This is a genomic window from Pantoea sp., assembly GCF_039594315.1.
GTDB lineage: Bacteria > Pseudomonadota > Gammaproteobacteria > Enterobacterales > Enterobacteriaceae > Pantoea.
Genome location: NZ_JBCNNP010000001.1, coordinates 271,239 through 291,668, shown reverse-complemented (window position 1 = coordinate 291,668; position 20,430 = coordinate 271,239). Strand labels below are relative to the sequence as shown.

The 20,430-nt window shown below is 48.6% G+C and carries 22 protein-coding genes and 1 pseudogene; 15 read left to right on the top strand and 8 right to left on the bottom strand.

Annotation, left to right across the window (positions count from 1 at the left end; all coding sequences use genetic code 11):
* Complete coding sequence (locus ABDW13_RS01330; protein WP_343550573.1) at window positions 1-1,311, top strand: c-type cytochrome; 1,311 nt, start codon at window positions 1-3, stop codon at window positions 1,309-1,311.
* Between the two features lie 349 nt (window positions 1,312-1,660).
* Here ABDW13_RS01330 and ABDW13_RS01325 read toward each other — a convergent pair whose 3' ends face one another.
* The 3 genes from ABDW13_RS01325 to ABDW13_RS01315 form a co-directional block, all read right to left on the bottom strand.
* Window positions 1,661-1,864: a general stress protein gene (locus ABDW13_RS01325; RefSeq protein WP_343550572.1), complete on the bottom strand. Its 204-nt coding sequence runs from the start codon at window positions 1,862-1,864 to the stop codon at window positions 1,661-1,663.
* A 342-nt stretch (window positions 1,865-2,206) separates the two neighbouring features.
* The gene (gene map / locus ABDW13_RS01320; RefSeq protein ID WP_343550571.1) at window positions 2,207-2,989 is read right to left on the bottom strand and encodes a type I methionyl aminopeptidase; all 783 of its coding nucleotides are present in this window, start codon (window positions 2,987-2,989) and stop codon (window positions 2,207-2,209) included.
* Window positions 2,989-3,231: a ParD-like family protein gene (locus tag ABDW13_RS01315; protein WP_343550570.1), complete on the bottom strand. Its 243-nt coding sequence runs from the start codon at window positions 3,229-3,231 to the stop codon at window positions 2,989-2,991. Before ABDW13_RS01315 ends, map begins: the two co-directional genes overlap by 1 nt.
* Window positions 3,232-3,490: 259 nt before the next feature.
* Between ABDW13_RS01315 and ABDW13_RS01310 the strand changes: the two genes are divergently transcribed.
* The 4 genes from ABDW13_RS01310 to ascB all read left to right on the top strand — a co-directional run bounded on the left by ABDW13_RS01310 (window position 3,491) and on the right by ascB (window position 9,253).
* Window positions 3,491-4,948, top strand: coding sequence for a sugar porter family MFS transporter (locus tag ABDW13_RS01310; RefSeq protein WP_343550569.1), 1,458 nt, complete (start codon window positions 3,491-3,493; stop codon window positions 4,946-4,948).
* Window positions 4,949-5,012: 64 nt separating this feature from the next.
* On the top strand, window positions 5,013-5,735 hold the full coding sequence (locus ABDW13_RS01305; protein ID WP_343550568.1) for a YoaK family protein: 723 nt from the start codon (window positions 5,013-5,015) through the stop codon (window positions 5,733-5,735).
* A 245-nt stretch (window positions 5,736-5,980) separates the two neighbouring features.
* Entirely contained in the window at window positions 5,981-7,843 is a 1,863-nt protein-coding gene (bglF, locus tag ABDW13_RS01300) for a PTS beta-glucoside transporter subunit IIABC (RefSeq protein WP_343550567.1), read from the top strand.
* A 15-nt stretch (window positions 7,844-7,858) separates the two neighbouring features.
* A complete protein-coding gene (gene ascB / locus ABDW13_RS01295) occupies window positions 7,859-9,253 on the top strand; it encodes a 6-phospho-beta-glucosidase (protein WP_343550566.1) in 1,395 nt (464 codons plus the stop codon).
* A gap of 103 nt (window positions 9,254-9,356) precedes the next feature.
* On the opposite strand, the gene ABDW13_RS01290 is transcribed toward ascB, so the two are convergent.
* Window positions 9,357-10,220: a PRD domain-containing protein gene (locus ABDW13_RS01290; protein WP_343550565.1), complete on the bottom strand. Its 864-nt coding sequence runs from the start codon at window positions 10,218-10,220 to the stop codon at window positions 9,357-9,359.
* A gap of 152 nt (window positions 10,221-10,372) precedes the next feature.
* Between ABDW13_RS01290 and fliD the strand changes: the two genes are divergently transcribed.
* Complete coding sequence (gene fliD / locus ABDW13_RS01285; RefSeq protein ID WP_343550564.1) at window positions 10,373-11,785, top strand: flagellar filament capping protein FliD; 1,413 nt, start codon at window positions 10,373-10,375, stop codon at window positions 11,783-11,785.
* Between the two features lie 55 nt (window positions 11,786-11,840).
* On the opposite strand, the gene ABDW13_RS01280 is transcribed toward fliD, so the two are convergent.
* The gene (locus tag ABDW13_RS01280) at window positions 11,841-12,029 is read right to left on the bottom strand and encodes a YjfB family protein (protein WP_343550563.1); all 189 of its coding nucleotides are present in this window, start codon (window positions 12,027-12,029) and stop codon (window positions 11,841-11,843) included.
* A 191-nt stretch (window positions 12,030-12,220) separates the two neighbouring features.
* On the opposite strand from ABDW13_RS01280, the gene ABDW13_RS01275 reads away from it, so the two are divergent.
* Window positions 12,221-12,982, top strand: a complete 762-nt coding sequence (locus tag ABDW13_RS01275; protein WP_343550562.1) for a methyltransferase domain-containing protein — start codon at window positions 12,221-12,223, stop codon at window positions 12,980-12,982.
* Window positions 12,983-13,052: 70 nt separating this feature from the next.
* On the opposite strand, the gene ABDW13_RS01270 is transcribed toward ABDW13_RS01275, so the two are convergent.
* The 3 genes from ABDW13_RS01270 to ABDW13_RS01260 form a co-directional block, all read right to left on the bottom strand.
* Window positions 13,053-13,523 (bottom strand): DUF1203 domain-containing protein, encoded by a 471-nt coding sequence (locus ABDW13_RS01270; protein WP_343550561.1) that lies wholly within the window; start codon window positions 13,521-13,523, stop codon window positions 13,053-13,055.
* A 433-nt stretch (window positions 13,524-13,956) separates the two neighbouring features.
* Complete coding sequence (locus ABDW13_RS01265) at window positions 13,957-14,172, bottom strand: hypothetical protein (protein ID WP_343550560.1); 216 nt, start codon at window positions 14,170-14,172, stop codon at window positions 13,957-13,959.
* 196 nt (window positions 14,173-14,368) lie between these two features.
* A complete protein-coding gene (locus tag ABDW13_RS01260; RefSeq protein ID WP_343550559.1) occupies window positions 14,369-14,728 on the bottom strand; it encodes a hypothetical protein in 360 nt (119 codons plus the stop codon).
* A gap of 453 nt (window positions 14,729-15,181) precedes the next feature.
* Here ABDW13_RS01260 and ABDW13_RS01255 point away from each other — a divergent pair, with 453 nt between their 5' ends.
* The 8 genes and pseudogenes from ABDW13_RS01255 to ABDW13_RS01220 all read left to right on the top strand — a co-directional run bounded on the left by ABDW13_RS01255 (window position 15,182) and on the right by ABDW13_RS01220 (window position 20,419).
* Entirely contained in the window at window positions 15,182-15,703 is a 522-nt protein-coding gene (locus tag ABDW13_RS01255) for a hypothetical protein (RefSeq protein WP_343550558.1), read from the top strand.
* 579 nt (window positions 15,704-16,282) lie between these two features.
* On the top strand, window positions 16,283-16,528 hold the full coding sequence (locus ABDW13_RS01250; protein WP_343550557.1) for a hypothetical protein: 246 nt from the start codon (window positions 16,283-16,285) through the stop codon (window positions 16,526-16,528).
* Entirely contained in the window at window positions 16,506-16,835 is a 330-nt protein-coding gene (locus tag ABDW13_RS01245) for a phosphotyrosine protein phosphatase (protein ID WP_343550556.1), read from the top strand. Before ABDW13_RS01250 ends, ABDW13_RS01245 begins: the two co-directional genes overlap by 23 nt.
* Window positions 16,836-17,059: 224 nt before the next feature.
* Window positions 17,060-17,602: a DUF3916 domain-containing protein gene (locus tag ABDW13_RS01240; RefSeq protein ID WP_343550555.1), complete on the top strand. Its 543-nt coding sequence runs from the start codon at window positions 17,060-17,062 to the stop codon at window positions 17,600-17,602.
* 485 nt (window positions 17,603-18,087) lie between these two features.
* Window positions 18,088-18,372, top strand: coding sequence for a hypothetical protein (locus tag ABDW13_RS01235; RefSeq protein WP_343550554.1), 285 nt, complete (start codon window positions 18,088-18,090; stop codon window positions 18,370-18,372).
* Window positions 18,356-19,240: a hypothetical protein gene (locus tag ABDW13_RS01230; protein WP_343550553.1), complete on the top strand. Its 885-nt coding sequence runs from the start codon at window positions 18,356-18,358 to the stop codon at window positions 19,238-19,240. The genes ABDW13_RS01235 and ABDW13_RS01230 overlap by 17 nt, the downstream gene beginning before the upstream one ends.
* A 100-nt stretch (window positions 19,241-19,340) precedes the next feature.
* Window positions 19,341-19,714, top strand: a pseudogene (locus ABDW13_RS01225) (DEAD/DEAH box helicase); the annotation flags it as partial.
* Between the two features lie 156 nt (window positions 19,715-19,870).
* Window positions 19,871-20,419: a hypothetical protein gene (locus ABDW13_RS01220; RefSeq protein ID WP_343550552.1), complete on the top strand. Its 549-nt coding sequence runs from the start codon at window positions 19,871-19,873 to the stop codon at window positions 20,417-20,419.
* Window positions 20,420-20,430 lie beyond the last annotated feature (11 nt).

Genomic DNA, 20,430 nt, shown 5'->3' with positions numbered 1-20,430 from the left:
ATGAAAAAGACCAAACTTATTGCTGGCGTTGCCGTGATTGCCGCTGCGGTTGTCGCGGGCTTGTTATGGAGCAACGGTGATACTTCCGCCGATAACGTGGCGAGCAACGATGTGCTAACCAGCCAGCCACCCAGCGCCGCCGATGCCGCAGCAGTAGAACGAGGCCGTTACGTGGCGATTGCCAGCGACTGCACCGCTTGCCATACCATGCCGGAAAGCAAATTGCCGCTGGCGGGGGGCTATTCGATTAGCACGCCGTTCGGCGGCATCTACGCCAGCAACATCACGCCGGATATCGAAACCGGCATTGGCAGTTGGACCGAGCACGATTTCTTCCGCGCGGTGCGTCACGGCAAAGGCAAGCAGGGCGAGCATCTCTATCCGGCGATGCCGTATAACGCGTACGTTAAGCTGACCGATCAGGATATGCATGATCTGTGGATGTTCATGCGCTCAGTGAAACCCATCCATTATCAGGTGCCGGAAACCCACCTCGGCTTCCCGTACAACATTCGTCTGGCGATGATGGGCTGGAACCTGCTGTTCTTTAAAAATAGCGGCTTCCAGAGCGATCCAAACCAATCGGCGGCGTGGAATCGCGGCGCGTATCTGGTTGAAGGCCCGGAGCACTGCGCCGCTTGTCATACCGCTAAAAACATTATCGGTGGCGATAGCAGCGAATATTTGCAGGGCAGTAATTTAGGCGAGTGGCACGCGCCGGATATCACGCCGAACAGTTACACCGGCATTGGCGGTTGGTCTGAGCAGCAAGTGGTGGACTACCTGAAGCTGGGTAGCAACCATGTGGCGGTGGCGTCCGGCCCGATGGCGGAAGCGGTAACCAACTCGACGCAGCATTTAACCGATGATGATCTCAAGGCGATTGCGGTGTATCTCAAGCACGTTCCTGCTTCAGAAACGGTGCGGCCACAACCTATCGCGGCGGATAACGCGCAAATGAAAATGGGTGCAAATGTCTATTCCGCCAACTGTACCGCCTGCCACAACAGCGATGGCAAAGGCATTCCCAATTTGGCGGCGAGTCTGGCGGGGAATCCGGGATTGTTGGCTGCAGACAGCTCCTCAATCATCACCACGATGCTGCAAGGTGGACGCGGTGCGGTGACGGTTGGCAATCCTACCAGCGGAGCAATGCCGGCGTTTGCCTGGAAGTTGTCGGATCAACAGATTGCGGCGACCGCCACTTATTTGCGCAACAGTTGGGGCAACGCCGCAGGCGCGGTGAGTGCGGAACAGGTGGCGCAAGCGCGTGCCGCATTGAAGCAACCGCCGCAAATGGCTGCGCATTAAATTAGAGGATATAAAACGGTCGCCAATAATGGCGACCCTACAAAACCGCAGAATACCCATCTAAAGATGTACAACCCAAATCTTCGCGTACAAATATACCCTTAATCACCCAATGAATTATTAGTGTGAAAATGTAATTTTCGGATTAATAAGCGAAGGGTAAAAACATCGATAAGCGAAGCGGTAAATAGCACTGATTTGATCAAGAAATGATCAATAATGTGATTTCACAACGTAAATAACTCTCTTGACGTCATTAAATACGCGAATAAGCGAAGCGTAAATACAACGTCAGGAGAGTGCAGTTTAAAATGAGATTTCGCTAAAAGAGGTTTCTTCTCAGTAAATGCTATTTGCGCTTACTGATTTTTCCTCCTTTTCTTCCAGCTTCAATGGCACGCTCTGGGTCGTTTTTGAAGTTGCCGCCGCTGGCCTGCCCGCCCTTGCGTCCAGCCTCGGCGGCGCGTTCTTTATTCTCGGCAAAATTGCCCGAGCCACCACGACGCTGCGTCTTTTGTTCTTCTTCATCGGGTTGCTTCTTAGCGTCCGTCATTGGTTCTCCTCTTTTTTTAATACCAACGTGATGCAAAATAAATGTAGTGATGTTTTTTGTGGATTCAAGCCTGGATTAATCTTAAGAATTAATTTTAAGAAGTTTACTATCCTAACTTCCAGTTATTTCTTTAAATTCATTAAAAGACGGTTAAATAAGCGAAGCGGCAGGGTGGTGCCATTTAAGCCAAATTGGCTTTGTTGGGATGAATAGTTGATTGCTGAAATGGCTTTGCTAAGTTTAATTATTCTTCGCTGCGCGGTTAAATTAACGCTTCGCTTATTTTAAAACGAGATAAGATTTATTTGAATAGCCGCCATTGCTGGCGGCCGGTGAAACTAATCAAATAGCGGGATAATCACCGGTGCCTTCCGGCCACGGTGTCAGCAGGTCAAAACCGGTTTCGGTCACCGCAATGGTATGTTCCCATTGTGCCGACAGCGAACGATCCTTTGTCACCACCGTCCAGCCATCTGACAGCACGCTAGTCCCGGCTTTGCCGGCGTTGATCATCGGTTCGATGGTGAAGATCATCCCAGCTTGCAGCGCCAGACCGGTTCCCGGTGTGCCGTAGTGCAGAATCTGCGGATCGCCGTGATAGATCTCGCCAACGCCGTGACCACAATAGTCACGCACCACCGAGAAACCGGCTTTCTCGGCGACTTGCTGAATGGCTGCGCCAATATCACCCAAGGTTGCGCCGGGTTTCACCACTTTGATGCCCGCCACCATCGATTCGTAAGTGATGTCCACCAAACGCTTCGCCCGCACCGACGGTTGCCCGACGTAATACATGCGGCTGGTATCGCCAAACCAACCGTCTTTAATGATGCCGACGTCGATATTCACGATGTCGCCATCTTTAAGCTTTTTCTCGCCTGGAATGCCGTGACACACCACGTGATTCACTGAAGTACAGGTGGTTTTGCTGTAGCCGTGATAGCCAATATTGGCTGGGATCACTTTCAGCTCATTGACCACGTAATCGTGGCAAATCGCGTCCAGTTCATCAGTGGTGACGCCTGGTTTGACGTACGGCGTGATGATTTCCAGCACTTTAGCAGCGGCGTGTCCGGCGGCGCGCGCCAGTTCGATCTCTTCAGCGGTGTGTAATTTGATAGTCATTACGCGATTCCCTGCGAGGTAAAGAGGGGATGGTCAATCAGTTGGGCTAAATCTGTGCCGCTGTCGCGTTCAACACGCATCAGCAAGCGTGTGAGCTCTTGGTGATTGAGCGCAGGATAGATCTCAGCCAGCATGCCGATTTTCATCCAATGTTCGGCTTGCGCATTGATCGAACGACTCAGCGAGGTGCTAGCAATGCGCAGGTTCTCGTGCATTAAATCAGAGATTTTCACAATTCCCATCGGGCTACCTATATATAAAACGTATGCGTTATGTATATAGGTTACGCCATCTGTTTCACATTTAACAACCTTTGGTTGCTGAAAGACGCGCAAAACCGCTGATTGGCGAAGTGCATTCATCAAATGCGCTGCCGAAAAAACGCAACAATTAGCCAGATAACAGTGACCTTCGTCACAAATTGAAATTAGTGTCTATACTTTACCCTTTCGGCTTCAAGCCTTTGCGCGACTCAGCGCGTTCAATTTGCAGGGTATGACTATGGAAACAACGCAGAAAAATAGTGAAGAAGATTCATCAGCATCCAGTTCAATTACGGTAAAGCAGCGCCTGTTTTTCGTGGTGCTGGTTGCCACCATGGGCGCGCTGGCGTTTGGTTATGACACCGGCATCATCTCCGGTGCGTTGCCGTATATGACATTACCGCCGGCGCAGGGCGGCTTAGATCTCACGCCGTTCACCGAAGGACTTGTCACTTCATCACTGATCTTTGGTGCGGCGGTGGGTGCGTTCTTAAGTGGCTACTTCTCCGATCGTTTTGGACGTCGCATTACGCTCCGCAGTTTGGCGCTGATTTTTGTCGCTGGCGCGATCGGTACCGCGTTAGCGCCTAATCTGCACATCATGGTGGCGATGCGTTTCCTGCTCGGCATCGCGGTGGGCGGCGGATCGTCAACCGTGCCAGTATTTATCGCTGAAATCGCTGGGCCAAAACGCCGTGCGCCGCTGGTAAGCCGCAATGAATTGATGATTGTCTCCGGACAATTATTGGCGTATGTGGTCAGCGCGCTAATGAGCTACCTGTTAAACGATTCGCATATGTGGCGCTACATGCTGGCGCTGGCGATGATTCCTGGCGCGCTGCTGTTTATCGGCACGTTCTTTGTTCCCGCTTCGCCGCACTGGATGGTGGCGGAAGGGCGCATCAAAGAAGCCAGCCGCATCCTGCACAAGTTGCGCGAAACGCCGAAGGAAGTGCGTAAAGAACTTTCAGAGATGCGCCAACACGCCAAAGCCGCACGACAAGGGCCGTCGGCAGGTGAATTGCTGCGCCAGAAATGGGTGTTCAGATTGCTGCTGGTGGGCGCGGGATTGGGGATTGTGATTCAGTTTACCGGTGTGAATGCCTTTATGTATTACACGCCAGTGATTCTGAAATCGACCGGCATGGGCACCAATGCTGCTATCACCGCCACCATCGGTAACGGCGTGGTTTCCGTGCTGGCTACCATGGTGGGGATTAAAGCGGTCGGACGTTTTGGCCGTCGTGCCATGCTGATGACCGGTTTAACGGTGGTGATCGCCATGCAACTGGCGCTGGGCTGCATTTTACTGTTGATGCCACAAGATATGACGCAAAGCCTGTGCGCGCTGGCGGCCATTCTGGTGTTCCTGTTCTTTATGCAGATGTGCATTTCGCCGGTTTATTGGTTGCTGATGTCCGAATTGTTCCCGATGAAAGTGCGCGGCGTACTGACCGGCGCAGCGGTCTCATTCCAGTGGATCTGCAACGCGGCGGTGGCTTTTGCCTTTCCACCGCTGTTGGCGGCGACCGGCAATGGTGCCTTTTTCATTTTCGCGGCGATTAACGTCGGATCGCTGATTTTCGTCATCACCATGCTGCCGGAAACCAAAGGCAAATCACTCGAGCAGATTGAGAATGAAATGCGCGAGCGTTTCAGCGAACAAGATCAGGAAACGGCAGATAGCGCGGCTTAGCAACGCTTGAGAATTCCTTGCGCCGGGAGGAAGATACGCATCTTTGACTGGGCAAGGAATTCCCATGCTGATCACTGCCGAGAACACCCGCACCTTCAACACCGACATTCGACTGGCCTGCACGCTGGCTGCGGTCGCGGGCGCACTCAACACTGCGGCGTTCGAAACGGTCGGTTTCTTCTCGGCCAACATGACCGGCAACGTCTCCGCGCTTTCCGATCATCTCGCCAAAGCCAATCTGCACGTTGGGCTATTTTTCCTGCTGATCGTGCTGCTGTTTATCGCTGGTTCGGTCGTTTCAACCCTGATTATTAACTCCGGCAGAAGACGCCAGATTCGCGGTATCTACGCCATCAATATTCTGATCGAAGGCATTGCGCTGTTGGCATTGGGCGCGATGGAAAGCTGGCTGCGCTTTGGTGGCTCTGGCGTGTTGTTGGTGCTGAGTTTGAGTTTTTTGATGGGCCTGCAAAATGCAGTGGTGACGCGGATTTCCAATGCGCGCGTGCGCACCACGCATGTTTCGGGCACCGCCACCGATATTGGTATCGAAATGGCGATGTTATTTGATGTGCTGCGCCGCAAAGAGTCGCCTAAAGATGCGCCGTTGTATATCGAACGTCTGAAGCTGCATTGCTTCACCGTGCTGGCTTTTCTCGGCGGCGGCGTGCTGGGGATTTGGCTGTTGAAGTTGATCAGCTATAACTTGCTGATGCTGATCGGTGCACTGCTGATTGCACTTGCTTTAACCGCCTTGAAACGCGCTGGAACCCTGTGCTTTCGGTGATTTGCTTCACAATTCTGCACGCTGTCCAGCAAAACTGCTTGCCACTTTTCTCACCGCCGACGCAGGATAGCCTCCGTTAAGGATTGTTACTGTTCGGCAGGCAAAACCTGAGGCGCGCCCTTTTTCATTTGAAGAGGGCGCGCCTCAGGTTTTTTTTTGCGCGAAATTCACAACGCCTTACGCGTGTTTGTAGGGTCGCCATTTATGGTGACCGATAGAGCCGGAATCGTTCAGGAGAAAGGGTGATGCAATATCAGGAACTGGCGGATGACATCGTGGCCGGTGTTGGCGGCAAAGACAACATCATCAGCGTGATGCATTGCGCGACACGCTTGCGCTTCAAACTCAAACAGAGCGAAAAGGCGCAAACTGCGGCGCTTAAAAACAATCCCGGCGTGATCATGGTGGTGGAAAGCGGCGGCCAATATCAGGTGGTAATTGGCAATCAGGTCGCAGATGTCTATCGCGAACTCACCGCGCGCCATGCGCTGGATAATCAGCCGCAAGACGCTGATAATGCCGCGCCACAAAGCCTGTTCGCACGCTTTATCGATCTGGTTTCGGGCATCTTTACGCCGTTTATTGGCGTGATGATCGCCACCGGCATCATCAAAGGTTTGCTGGCGCTGGCTTTGGTGCTCGGCGTGATGGATGCCAACAGCGGCAGTTACAAAGTGCTGTTTGTCGCCAGCGACGGTTTGTTCTATTTCTTGCCGATTCTGCTGGGCTACAGCGCCGGTAAAAAGTTTGGCGGCAATCCGTTTGTCAGTATGGCGATTGCGGCGGCGTTGGTGCATCCGATGATTCTCGAGGTGCTGCACCAGCAGCAGCAAGGGCAGTCGCTCACTTTTCTCGGCATTCCGCTGGAAGTGCTGAATTACAGTTCCTCGGTGATCCCGATTATCTTTGCCGCCTGGGTTTCCAGCCTGATCGAGCGCTGGCTGCATCCGCGTTCGCCGGTTGCGGTGCGCAACTTCACCACGCCACTATTTTGTCTGCTGATTACCGTGCCATTGACCTTCCTCGCCATCGGCCCGGCAGCCACCTGGTTGAGCCGCTTACTGGCGGAAGGCTATTTATGGATTTACAGCCTCAGCCCAATGGTTGCGGGCGCGGTGATGGGCGCGATTTGGCAGATATGCGTGATTTTCGGCCTGCATTGGGGATTGGTGCCGATCATGCTGAATAACCTGGCTAACTTCGGCCATGACACGCTGCTGCCGCTGTTAATGCCCGCCGTATTGGGGCAAGCGGGCGCTACCTTGGGCATCTTCTTGCGGACTCGCGAAGCCAAACTCAAAGCGATGGCCGGATCGGCATTCACCGCCAGCATTTTCGGCATCACCGAACCGGCGGTTTATGGCGTAACGCTGCCACGTCGCCGCCCGTTTATTTTCGGCTGCATCGGCGGCGCGCTGGGTGCGTCGATTCTCGGCTTCTGGCATACCACCATTTACTCGTTTGGCTTCCCCAGCATTTTCACCTTTATCCAGGTGGTTCCAAACAGCGGTATTGATGCCAGCGTGCTGGCGGCTTTTGCCGGCGCGGCGGTGGCGTTGCTGTTTGCTTGCGTGACCACTTATTTGTTCGGACTCACTGCAACGCCAGCCGCAGCCGAGCCGATGCCGGTTGCACCCGCGGCGACGTTGACGCGTCGTGAAAGCGTGGTCAGCCCAATAACCGGTGACGTGATTGCGCTCGATCAGGTCAATGACGCCACCTTTGCCAGCGGATTGCTCGGCAAAGGCGCGGCGATCATCCCGCAGCACGGCCGCGTGGTGTCGCCGGTTAATGGCGTGGTGTCGTCGATGTTCCGCACCGGTCACGCGATTGGTTTGACGTCGGAGCAGGGCGCGGAAGTGCTGATTCACGTCGGCCTCGATACCGTGAAACTGGATGGCCAATTTTTCCAGCCCAAAGTGCACAACGATCAGGTGGTGAAAGTGGGCGATGTATTGCTGGAGTTTGATCTCGCCGCCATCAAAGCCGCCGGATATGACCTCACCACGCCGGTGTTGGTGAGCAACAGTGATGATTTTGTTGATGTGTTAACGCTGAGCCGTTCAGCCGTGAGTGAAGGTGCTCCGCTGTTGGCAGTATTGAAATAATAGAGGAGCAAGCAGATGACTAAACGTTTCCCGGATGGATTTTTATGGGGCGGCGCAGTCGCCGCCAATCAGGTTGAAGGCGCTTATCAGGAAGGTGGCAAAGGTCTATCGACTTCGGATCTGCAACCGAAAGGCATTTTCGGCGCGCGCGTTGAGCGCAGCGGTGATGATTTTGGTATTAAAGACACCGCGATTGATTTCTACCATCGCTTCCCGGAAGACATCAAACTGTTCGCTGAAATGGGCTTTACCGTGCTGCGCACCTCGATTGCCTGGACGCGTATTTTCCCTGAAGGCGATGAAGCGCAACCGAATGAAGCGGGCCTGGCCTATTACGATCGCCTGTTTGATGAGATGGCAAAATACAACATCACGCCGCTGGTGACGCTGTCGCATTATGAAATGCCGTATGGCTTGATCAAAAAATATGGCGGCTGGGGTAATCGCATCACCATTGATTGTTTCGAGCGCTATGCGCGCGCGGTGTTTACGCGCTTCCAGCACAAAGTGAATTTGTGGCTGACCTTTAATGAGATCAACATGTCGCTGCACGCGCCGTTTACCGGCGTTGGCTTGTCGGAAGAGAGCGACCAACAGGCGATTTATCAGGCGATCCATCATCAGCTAGTGGCCAGTGGACGCGCAGTAAAAGCCTGCCACGAAATCGTGAAGGACGGCAAAATCGGCAACATGTTGCTCGGCGCGCTGTTGTATCCGTTAAGTTGTCGCCCAGCAGATGTGCTGGAAACCTTGCAACAAAATCGTGAATGGCTGTTCTTTGGCGATGTGCAGGTGCGCGGCGCGTATCCGGCGTATATGAAGCGCTTCTTCGCCGATCGTAACATCGCGATTTCCATTACCGATGAAGATAAACGCGACCTGCAACATACCGTCGATTACATCTCCTTCAGCTATTACATGACCGGTTGCGTCACCACCAATGAAGAAGAGAATCAGAAAGCGCGCGGCAATATTCTGTCGATGGTGCCGAACCCGCATCTGCCAAGTTCCGATTGGGGTTGGCAAATCGATCCCGAAGGGCTGCGTATCCTGCTCAATATTCTGTATGACCGCTATCAAAAGCCGCTGTTTATTGTCGAAAACGGACTAGGCGCGAAGGATGTGGTAGACGCTGACGGGCAGATTAACGACGATTACCGCATTCAATATCTTAACGATCATCTGGTGCAGGTGCGTGAAGCGATTGAAGATGGCGTCGATGTGCTGGGTTATACCTGCTGGGGACCGATCGATTTGGTTAGCGCCTCCAAAGCCGAGTTCTCCAAACGCTACGGTTTCATTTATGTCGATCGTGATGACGCGGGTAACGGCACGTTAGCGCGTTCGCGTAAGAAGAGTTTCTTCTGGTATCAGGAGGTGATTCGCAGTCATGGGGCGGCATTGAAATAATAGAAGTTAGGCGCCGCAGATATCGTAGCGGCGCAATTTATTGCGTTGTGTTGACCTTTAAAAATCAACTGAACGCGATAAATCGCGCCGCTACGGATGGTGCTTAGGCTTCGTCCGCATCTTCCTGCAAGGCCAATGTCTCTTTGCGCACGCGTTCAATATGAATGGTCAAAAACATCCGTTCTTCGCTGGAAAGCGCGTACAAATATTTCTGCTGAATATGTTGATCGATCTTCTCGGCACACTGGTAAGCCAGCGGATATTTGTCGCGCACCACGTCGTGCAATGATTCATCCTCGCTGCACACGCCGCGTTTACCCAACATACGTTGTGCGAAGAATTTCAAATGGTTGACGAAACGGTTGTAGCTCAGGCTATCGGTGCGGTAATCAAGTTGCAGGCGATATTTCACAATTTGCAGGATCTCCTGCATAAACTGCGTCACATGGGAAACATCAGCGAAATCACTGCCGAGTTGCGCATTGACCAAGTGCAGAGCAATAAAACCGGCTTCATCTTCTGGCAACGTCACGCCAAGCCGCTTTTTCATCAATTCTAATGCGTCGAGACCCAGCGAGAACTCTTTGGGATACAAGGTTTTGATTTCCCAAATCAGCACGTTACGAATCGGAATGCCTTGCTGATGGCGTTCAATCGCGAAGTGGCAGTGATCGCACAGCGCAATCGACAAACTTTCATGCAGCGGTTGGCCTAATTGCTGCCGAGCGTTCGCGATGATCAACTCGCTGGTGGTAATAATCTCCAGCGGAATGTCCGACAGCAGCTCGCTAAGTCGGCCGGTTAAGGTATCGCTTTGCAGCGCAAACACTTTTTCCACCTGCTGCGCGTCTAACACATCGCCAACGCGCTTCTGGAACGTTAAGCCGCGTCCCATCACCACCTGCTCTTTGCCGTTGTCGCCGAGCACCACCGCCACATTATTGTTGAGGATCTTCGCGATTTTCATTTTTCTCAGTCCTGAAAAAACAGAGGCATTCCCTGGCGATTATATTGCGCTAACAATCGTAAAGATAATGTAAGGATTTGATCAAGATTCTATAAAGTTTGCCTTAGGGCTGCCGATAGTACCGTATCGCGAATTTAACAGGAGTTACAGACATGACTGGGATTTCAACATTAGGCGTCGGTTCAGGACTGGGTTTAAGCACCATTCTCGATAAGTTAACCGCGGCAGAGAAACAATCACTGGCCCCGATTTCCAAACAGCAATCGGCTGCCACCGCCAAGCTTTCTGGCTATGGCGCACTGAAAACCGCGATTCAAACTTTCCAGACCGCCAACAGCAAATTAAACGATGCGGCGCTGTTCACCTCGACCACCACCACATCCAGCTCCACGGCATTTAGCGCAGATACCAACGGCAATGCCTTGCCGGGCAAATACACCATTAGCGTGCAGCATCTGGCGCAATCGCAGACGCTGACCAGTGCGGTAAAAACTGATGTAAAAGCGGCGATTGGCGGTGATGCTGATTCGCGCACCATGAAATTCGTCACGGCGGAAGGCAAAGAGAAGAGCATCACGCTGACCAAAGATCAGACCTCGCTGACCTCGATTCGCGACACCATCAATAAATCCAACGTCGGCGTGACCGCCAGTTTGATTAAAGTCTCGGCCACCGAATATCGTCTGTCGCTGACATCCAGCGCATCGGGCACCGCCAATGCGGTGAAATCACTGAGCGTGACCGGTGATGATGCCTTGCACAGCTTTATTGGCTTTGACGCCGCCGATACCGCCAACAGCGGCATGGGGCAAAGCGTTGCAGCGCAGAATGCCAGCTTGACGGTGAACAATGTTGCGATTGAAAGCAGCAGCAACGTGATTACCGATGCGGTGGAAGGCATCACGCTGCGCCTGAATGATGAAACCACCGGCAACCAAACCTTGACCGTAAGCAGTGACACCAACAAAGCCAAAACGGCGGTGACAGAATGGGTTAACGCCTACAACTCGCTGCAAGACACCATGGCGAATTTAACCAAATATACGCCGGTGGATGCAGGTAAAGATCCGGATGGGAAAAACGGTGCGCTATTAGGTGACGGCACGCTGCGCAATATTCAGGTGCAGCTGAAAAGCATTCTGGCCAACACCTCGGGTTCCAGCGTGTATAAAACCTTATCGCAAGCCGGAATCACCACCGATCCCACCGACGGCAAGCTAAAACTGGACGCCGCGAAGCTCACCAGCAGCCTGCAAGTCAAACCAGAAGCGGTGCGCGATATGTTCATTGGCGATGGCAAGAAAACCGGCGTAGCAACGGTGCTCAACACTACGTTCACTTCATTCCTAAGCAGCAAAGGCGTGTTGCAGGGCGCAACAGACACCATCAGCAAAAAGCTCAATGTGTTGACCGAGCAGTACAACACCGCGAATAAGCGTATTGATGACACCATTGCGCGTTACAAAAAGCAGTTCACCAATCTGGATAAGATGGTCAGCGTGCTGAATAACACCAGCAGCTATCTCACCGAGCAGTTCAGCAATACATCGAAGAATAATAAGTAATTAGTGAGAGAATTAGAGGTAGGTCGCCCAATTCGGCGACCTATTTTTTTGCCTATTAGGCAGTGGTATTGATGTTGCGACCAATCGCCGGATTGGCGGGCAGTTGCGGGATAGCATCCAGAATGCCGGCTGCCATCGATTCCTTATTGTCCAGCGTCTTCTTCATCATGATGGTGCTGATTTGGCTGCTGAGATCCATTTGACTCATCGCGGTCGCCAAAGACGTAATTTGCGATACATCCATTTTGCGCTCCTGTTTAATGTGACCAGTAAGTGGGATGAAACAGGCTTTTAAAGAGAGCCTAATACGATCATCGGCAAGAGGAGGAAGAACTTAAACAGTATCCGCCTGCCGTGCTTAAAAATCACTTTGCTATGATTGATGTTCCTGACATTTCTGAGTTCAGTACCTTACACACTCTTAGGATAAAAATAATGACAACAGCGAAACCCGATTTCACGCTGCAACTGCTCATCGATGCGGGCATTTGCGCCGGCATGCGCGTCTTGGATGTCGGTTGTGGCTATGGTGATGTGACTTTCATGCTGAGCAAATTGGTCACGGCAGCGGGAGAGGTGGTCGGTATCGATCATGACAGCAACGCGCTAAACACCGCACGCGAACGCAGCCGCGCGGATGAACAAAGCGCTCCACCCATCTTTATTCAAAGCGGACTGCTTGAACTGCCTGAGTCGATTGGTCAATTCGATGCCATCGTCGGTCGGCGCGTGCTGATGTATCAAGCCGACACCGTTGCCGCCACGCAGGCGCTGGCAAAACATTTGCGTCCCGGCGGTGTGATGGTATTCCAGGAACACGACACCACCATGGCTCCGGCGAGCGTCGATGCATTTGCCTTGCACAGAAAAGCGCAAGGATGGATTCAGCAAATGATCGCTTGTGAAGGCGCTGATCTGCACATCGGTTTCAATTTGCACAGCATCTTGAGTAACGCCGGTTTGCAGGTGGAATCGGTGCGCGCGGAATGTCTGGTACAAACGCCTGACGCGCCGTATGCATTGGGTAATATTGTGAAAGCCTGCTTGCCGCGCATTCTCTCGCTCGGCGTGGCGAACGTTGAGGAAATCGGTATCGACACGCTGCAACAACGTCTCGACGACGAACGCAGGCAGTCAAAAAGTATTTATGTCGGCGATGTGATGTTTGGCGCGTGGGCGCGCAAGCCGGTGATTTAATCGCGTTGGTTGGCTAAATCTTGGATGAGTTAGGTCGTCATACCAAGGCCATCTTTTTAATTACGTGAATTCATGCAAAACGCTCAGCCAAACAGGCGTAGCATCCCTGTTTCGCATTGTGTATCTGGATATAGCTAATTTGCGGATCGGCAAAGAAAGTCTCAATGAGAGTTTTTGCAGATTGGCCTTCGCATATATCTGCCATAATTAGAAAATGTTTTTCATCATATGCGCGTAATGAAAGAATTCGGGCTTTCATCACTTCAGGTAATTCGTTGATGTAAATGCCTTGCTCAGTACATCCCTCCCAAATATAGATTGCATGAGAGCCGTGATAGGGCGTATCTGCGGGCTGATAAATGTGGTTGATAAGCAGAGCGGTTTCGCCAGCAGGTATCTCGCGTAATGAGATTCTGTCAGGATAGCCGGGATAACTCATTACGGGTTGTCTTACTGCACCGTGTCTTGTGAGATAGCTATCGCTCTGTCCGAAAAGATGAGTGAACTGCTCGGCTCTAAGGCCAGAAATTCTGTATTTCATAATGCCTCCAGTGGTGTCAGCATTACTTTAGTTGTTTTTCTAAGGCGGAACTCGCCGTTTCCGGTCAGGGAAATATTGGTGACTTATGAGAATGGGATTTTCGCAGGCTGAGGATGATTGTGAATAGTCGATTTTATAGAGAATAGTTGTTTAACTCAGGCTGACATTCTGAACTCTTGCAGGAGCCGTAATGAGCGAAGAACGGTCGCTAGCTTCTTAGTGTTATTAATTAATAATGTTCTGGAATCATTTCACCTCTGTCCTGGTTAATTAATGTCTGTTTCATAATCCTTTAATATTTTCATCAACAGCACCCTTGGTATTTCTTTAGTCGATATTCTGAAACTAGTGCTCAGGCGCGTGGTAAGTACAGCGGATGTAAGTTTGTTACCGTTGTAGGCGATGGTCATCTGCTTTCCGATGTTCTGTCGGGTCATGGTCGATAATTTTTTCCACATTCATCAGTGAATTGCATGATTATATTCTCATTGCTCACTTCATCTTTCTCGACATATTCAATGGACTCTACACATTCAGAGTTGAAGGAAATATTTTCACCTGAGATCGAAAAATCAAAATATCCTTTTTCTGCAAACGATGTTAATGGGGTGAGTGCTAAGATTAACAACGCTCCAGATTTTATACACATACTTATCTCCTTTTATTGGTCTGATTATACATTAACCCCAATGAAATGCAGCCTAGCGCTTCACATAAAATAGCATGTCATAATATAAGCAATACTAGCTCCTGGCACGGAGTGACAGTTTCAAAAATATCAAGGTCAGCTGCGAGCGAGAAGCGGACATTGCTAACTGCACTCTGTCTGGAACGGAGCAGGTCAATTAGTTAGTTGCCCTTTTCTTTAATACTTCGTTTTCGTTGTAAAGGCTGTCGATAACATTGATGTAAATTTGTACGCAATCAAGGGATGAGTTTTCTCTATGAAAGTGAGAGCCCTTGAGCACTGAATTTTCGATCATCTGTTTGTACATCTTGTCGAATGATGGGTTCTTACCATATTGACTCGCACCCTTAATCCAATAATCGATCGCGGCTGAATCTGGTTTTCCCGTAGCTGCTGCCTCACAACCAGAAAAGACAACGTTGGCCATCATTGACGAAGTGGTGTTGGTTTCAACGGCTGCTGTTGAGTACAGTGGCATAGCCAAAGCAATAATAGTAAATAAGTTCGTTAATTTCATGGCAATTTCCTTTTATTAAAATGATGTTATCGGAACATGCGTTAATATCTTTGAATGAAAAAAACGGCTCCATTAATGAGCTATTTTGATACTAATTTAAGCTACTTTACTTTTGATATAAATGGTGTTATCAGGCATTGCACGAATTCATTCGCTAAGAATATCCGCTCCTGCACGAAGCGGCCAAGCCCGAGGAACACGATGTCTGTTGTGAGCGAAAAGCGGACAATGCAAATAGGATTCTGTGTTAATCCACGGGGCAGTTGCTAAACCTGAGTATGACTACTCATCAATAACGATAAGAAGATTCAGTGCTCAAAATATAAGGTAAGTTATAGTAAAAAATAGCTGGCATTTTGATTAAAGTTTTTATGCCTTTTGCCGATAAACTATCTTATTATCCGCTCATAATTAAAATTTATGACGAGTCAAAATTAATATTTGTAGGGTGTTATGAAGTTAATTAAATTAGTTGTCATTATCATGGTATCCACTGGACTTGTGAGTTGTGCAAAAGTCCTGCCTCTTAATTATAAAGATTATGATGGAGGTGATGCTGCAACATTGTATGTACTTAATCGACAAGGGAATGTAGGAACCATTTACTTAGCCTCTTATACTTATAACGCGAAAGACAGTTGCTATGATATGTCAGACCGATATGAACTAGTTTCAAATTTCTTCCAAGCTAAAGGTACTATACTGGTAAGCAAGGTAAAGCCTGGTGTTCATTACTCCATATCGCAGATGATCAATTTCGGGGAAGTAATTCAGATATCAAACTCATCACTTATTCCTGAGCCTGGTAAAAGTTATTATATATCATCAGGTAGTAGTGCCGTTCAAATCCCTGCTAGCTTTGTTCCAAATGCTTCAGTGAATCCTGATGAAATCATAAGAAAATATGGCAAGGATGAGATTAAGCACTGGAATGTTAAAAACATTTGCATCCGTCATTTTTGGCTTCTTAGCTGAGTTTTTATTGGTTCTCAAAGTGTGGTGCCGGAGAGCCTGGTGTACTTGGGGATATCTTTACCACGAATGACATCTATATCAAACAGGTGTATCGATTGCCAGCCAGCTCCCACACCATCTAATCAGCTATACATTTTAAATGGCGCAGATCATAAAAAACGCAGAAGCGACACGCCATTATTAATGGTTAGCTCAACCTTATATTACTAATGGTTGTGAAATTATCTATCTAAAAATGAAAGGGATAAGTTTAGGCCCGCTGAGATAGATCTATTAATAACTAAATAATATAAGCGGAGCGTCCGCTCCTGGCCCTTTAAAAAGGCATGTATAGCAGCTATGAGCGAGGAACGGACATTCCCCGTTTTTCGGACAGTTCATGGAGATTTGCTTGAGTTTTCGCATATCAGATTGTAGGGAGCAGTTTGTGTTTGTACTCGTCTTTTAAAAGCAAGTGATGTCAGGTCTTCAGGAGATGTTATCAGATATATATTATATCCTTTGAAGATGCTAAAATTCCTACTTTGTTCTCCCCCGTATTATCGCGGCTGCTAACCCGATCAATCTGAGAGAAGAACAATGAAAACAACACGTACTAGAGCCTGGCGCAATGCACAGAAGCAACTTAATAAGTCACGCGACATTCATACAACCTTGTTAACTTTCCGTGGCGAAAAAAAGTGGAAGATGCTTTCCATGAGGTCTGAAAAATTGCTTCGTGCAGCACAACTGGGATTTGAGTATCCACGCGTTACTAATCAGCAACTTGCTATGCAGGGTTTGGAAGAGTACCAATTAGTTGATGAAAGTATTGTTTATATGTAGCCGTAATCAATGGCGAAGCCCCACGGCGGAACAAGTGTTCCGCCGTCATCCATCCCTTATCGTGCGTTCTGCTGGCACAAGCCGTAATGCAAAAAAAAGGGTCTCTTGCGAATTGCTCCAATGGGCCGATGTTATTTGTGTTATGGAACAAAAGCACAAAAACCGCTTGATGGCTGAATATGGCCGAATTATCGCGTTTAAGCCTTTGCATATTCTCGATGTTCCGGATGATTATCTTTTTATGGACCCACAGTTGATAGAGATATTTAAAGATATCGTACCGAAAAAGCTGGGATTAACCGCTTAATAAATTGAGATCCAATAGCATTGTCTTCTTTCACCGAATTTTTCATGTTTTAAATCTTCGATGCGCTTCTGGCACCAAAAGAACAATGTTACACAACTAAAGGCCCGCTGTGAGCGAGGAGCAACCATAAGACGTTTCAAATCGAGAAAGGTGAGTTACATTAATGCTTAACGATTAGCTGTACACAGCCTAAATCATTTGAAAGGGTGAAAATTAAAATACTCATGAGCAGACGGCTTAACAGAGATCATCGAACCAAAGTCAGAAATATTCCACGCCGCTTGAAAGCTCTTAACCGTTGGGCTGATACTTTTCATAATCCTAGACGAAGCGTGTTTTCAGAGGATGAGCATTACTGGAATTTCAAAATTCCGGTAGAGGTTAATCTTGTTCAGGGGAAGTACAGCACGATTAGAGATAAGGCAGCTTGTGCGCAGGCCATGATCAACGCCTGTTCAAATCTTATTATGGCAACTTCTGATATGGATTATCGTCCTCGGATCACTACTGTAATATGCCTCCCCGATATGTTTATAAGCGAAATCTGTCTTTATCGTTCAGAAGACTATTACCAAGGAATTATTACAGAAAATCGCTCTGCAAATGGAGCCTCCGCTTTGATTAAAGAGCGCAGCCTAGCTGCCGAGTGGGGGCTCATTCTTCCAGCTAATGTGCAGGAACTGGGAATTACACTCGAATACTATGGGAATGAGGATTGTGATGAATGGTTCACCGGTGAGCGTTGGTATTATGGACAGGTCCTGTGATAGTGCTGTTTTCTATGTTTACTTGAACGTCCGCTCCTGGCACTTAGCGGACACGCACATTTGCTAGTGGCTGCTTTGAGCAAGGAATAGACTTAAAGGTCTCTCCCTGAATTTAACCAGCAGTTGTTAACTAACTACATCTATTCAAGTCACGTTTTAATCAATGACAATATCGTTTGCGGTGAAAATTCTTTTCAAAGCTGCCGTGAAAACTACATAAAAAATCAATTGCAGGTGGCCGTGAGCGTTTATACGCCTAAATTTGAGTTAAGGTCCAGTCAGAACGATGGTCATCGATTTGTACGCTATGTAGATGCATTTGAACTTTTTTATAGCAGACAGTCACCGGACGTTGAGATAGTATCTTTCTTGCCGCTAATGAAGTGCATTACAATGAGATGATACTCTCTGATTTGGGCTGCTATTTCAGAACGGTTGATAACAACAATCTGGAACTTTACTTAAATTATCACATGGAGATGTTTATGTTTTTTTTGGATGAATTAGCCAAGCACACGGAGACTGCCTACGGTGTTGTGGCATTAGTATTTGTTTTAGCTATTACAGGAGCATTGAATGTTAAAAATAAAGCCCTTAAGCTAAAATTGTGTGTTGGTATTGTGGTAATAAGTATTGGAGCAGTGCTAACAATTAACTTCTCATCCCGTTCTCCTGCCCAAACATTTAATCAAAGCAATAATGGCAATGGTGGAACTTTTAACAATAACTCGGGGTCGGGAGTTCAGATTAACAATGTCAACCAAAAATGAAATCTTAAGAGTAATTATCTGTTGTGTCATTTCAGGCATCAGCAGTACCGCTATATGCAGTACTCAACCAATGACATCCCAGTCTAACAATGGTCCTGACGGAATATTCAATAACAACACAGGAAGTGGTAATCAATATAATCTGCCAATTAAGTATATGGGGAATTACCAGAACAACGTGCAGAGTATTGGTATGCAGGTCAATAGTTATAACTTTTCTCCTCCACCTGCTCCTCGTGAGAAAAATCGTGACAGACTTTCGCTTTATCAGGAAAGATATCTGATAGCAACGAATCCTACAGAGCTGTCGGTATCTAATGTGGAGATGGCTTACTGGGTTGGTGATGCAGAGCCTTTTCTGACTGTAACAGTCGAAAATCCAGCCAATATCCCGGCTGAAAAACTGAATATCTCTCTACTCAAACCTGATTCAGCCAAAGGTGCTTCTGAGACAATCAAATTCCTACCAAGCGAAGCTTTGATTCAAGGAAAAGCATTAAAGGCAATAAAATCAGGATTGTTTTTACCCCAGAAAAAGTCTCTCCGGCTTCCCCTCGGCAGTAAAACACAATTACTTGAAAATGTAGTCGATCATATTCCGCAGGGGTACACGTTCTCCGGTGTTGGAGATAAACCCAACATTCCAGATGGACTATGCGACAAAACGTATGGCAGTTCCGCTACAGAGGCTGATTACAGTATGCATGTCTCAGAAGCTAGGACAGCCGCATTCGCAATCGCTCTTAAGTACGACACCATCTTTGACCAGCATCTTGTACGACTTTTCCCTCTCTATTTGTATTTTGTAAAGTGTTATTCGCAGGCGAACGAATTGCCCAGCAAGCATCAAACCTTATTTCAAAAGTGAAGCCAGTTAGTTAACCGATAGCCAGACTCCGGCAGAAGAAGATCTGGCTACTATCTATTACCGCTATCTTACTGGAGCCGTTTTTACCTCATTCACGGCATCTGTCAATTAAGAAGGGGATTATCGCATAGAGATTGGTGACCAGAGGGTGGACTATGACGATGCCGCTGCAAGATCGCTCTTTAAAGAAGGCCTTGACTACTTTCGGCGTTACCAACTGCAGGATGCTCACTTTATCACCCTGGGATCGCACTGTTGTGTGCTCCCCTGATGGGAGACTAAGTCTTCAATACGGTCACGGCATTCCTCGTGCGATTCGGTTTTAAAGTCATTTCATTTGCCGGTGTGATTGAGACTGAAGACGCAAGTGTGGCATCCGTCAGACACGCGCTTAAACATATGATGAACTCGGGCCTGCCCAATGAGGCTGAACTCGCCGCAGACTTTCCGGAGAAGTACTTGGAAAAATATGATGTTCTCATCGTAGCAGGTTAATACTTGTCTGTTTGAACTTGAACGATGGGGGCAGGCAGATAACTGTTTATGACACTTCATCCTAACTACTGTTAAAATAGCATTTATCCTCGTTTTGAAATGCTAAGCGCCGACCAACACTGATAAGGAATTCAGATGTCTATTTGGCACCCAAAGAGCAATGAAAATAGCCTTAAATTGCTACTGAAAGATATTCCTGATTGCAATTGGGCGCCTTGTATCGAGTTGTCTGTAGGTGGTTTAACCGAAGTCGCTTTTTCACGTAATCATCACCATTTACTCCTGATAATTTCCTCTTCCGGAAGAGGGGTGCTTGATTGCCTGAGCGGCGAGATTATCGCCAGAGATTATGAAGAGTATGGCAACTGGTACGACTCAGTAGGCCTTACATGTGCAGGTATAGGACCGCTAAGCGGTGAGATTCTTTCTATTGCAGGTCTGTGTGGCGGTGGCTTACCAATGTATAACCGGTATGGTGAGGCACTGGAGCGAGTATCTCCAGAGTGGCCTTTGGAAATTTTAATCTGGTGCCCACCGGGTAAGAGCGCATTAATTGCCTCCCATAAAGAGGGGTGTCTCAGACTTGCAAATGATTACTTTCGCTGTGTTGGTTTCTCATGGGGTGGTGAGTTAATTATATCGGCAACAAGTAGTGATATTACAGTCTGGAAAAGGCAAGGTTAATTAATCTGGCT